Source organism: Zooshikella sp. RANM57 (genome assembly GCF_050749885.1).
Lineage (GTDB): Bacteria > Pseudomonadota > Gammaproteobacteria > Pseudomonadales > Zooshikellaceae > Zooshikella.
Genome location: NZ_JBOIUB010000051.1, coordinates 1 through 1,038, shown reverse-complemented (window position 1 = coordinate 1,038; position 1,038 = coordinate 1). Strand labels below are relative to the sequence as shown.

The window sequence follows — 1,038 nt, the reverse complement described above, 5'->3', positions numbered from 1 at the left end:
CGCGCTGGGTACTGAGGCGGCCGCAGAGACCCAATACCGGTATGATGCATTGGGCCGGGTCAGTGCCATTGTCGATGCTCGGGGTGTGGCCCTTATTCAAGAAGACAGTGACTGGGCACTGGCCGAGCGTGCACGGTTAGGTATCGTCAATACCGTCACTACCGAAGACGGACAAACCGTCCCCGGTGGGGCCAAGCGCAGTTATGAGCTGACCGAAGAGGATATCACCACCCTACAGGCGGCCTATACCAGTGAGCAGACCTTTGATGCGGCCGGGCGCAAGATCGCCGAGCGTGATCCGCTCGGCCATGAGACCCACACGGCCTACGATGCCTTTGGCAACATCATCAAGGCCACGGACCCACGCGGCCAGGTTGGCTACTTCTTCTACGATGCCAATAACCGTTTGCGGTTACAGATTGACCCTAAAGGCTACGCCACCGAAACCCGTTACGATGCCTTTGGCCAGGTGGTCAGCACCTATCAGTATCAACAGGCGCTGGATCTTAGCAGTGGTGCGGTGACGGAACAGAGTGACCTGACCTCGCTGATCAGCCAGCTTCAAGCCCAAGTGGGTAGTGGGCCAGACAGTGGTTCGGATAAGGTCATTGTCCAGCAGCATACCTTGAATGCCTTTGGTCAAATCCTCAGCTCCCACCAAGCGGGTGTCACCACTACTTTCAGCTATGATGCGTTGGGCAACAAGATCAGCTCGACGGATGGTAATGGTAACACCACGCACTATGCCTACGATGCCCAGGGGCGCTTGATTGAAGAGACCTCCCCAGAAGTACGGGTAGTGACGAATGTCGAGCAAGGATTGGTTAGTACTCAGAGCATCATTACCCGTCATCAGTACGATCAACTGGGTAATAAGACCCAGACCATCGTCGGGGCTAACAGTGATCAGCCACGGGTCACTGAGTTTCGCTATAACGCCCAGGGGCAGCTGATCCAACAGCGTCAGAATGCACATCAGGTTGAAGGCCAGCCACGCCCACAAGTCGCGATGGTGAATCGCCAATACGATGCGGTGGG

Annotated in this window: 1 pseudogene; it reads left to right on the top strand. The window is 56.4% G+C overall.

What is annotated here, in order from left to right:
- Positions 1–1,038, top strand: a pseudogene (locus ACQ96U_RS27080) (hypothetical protein); the annotation flags it as partial.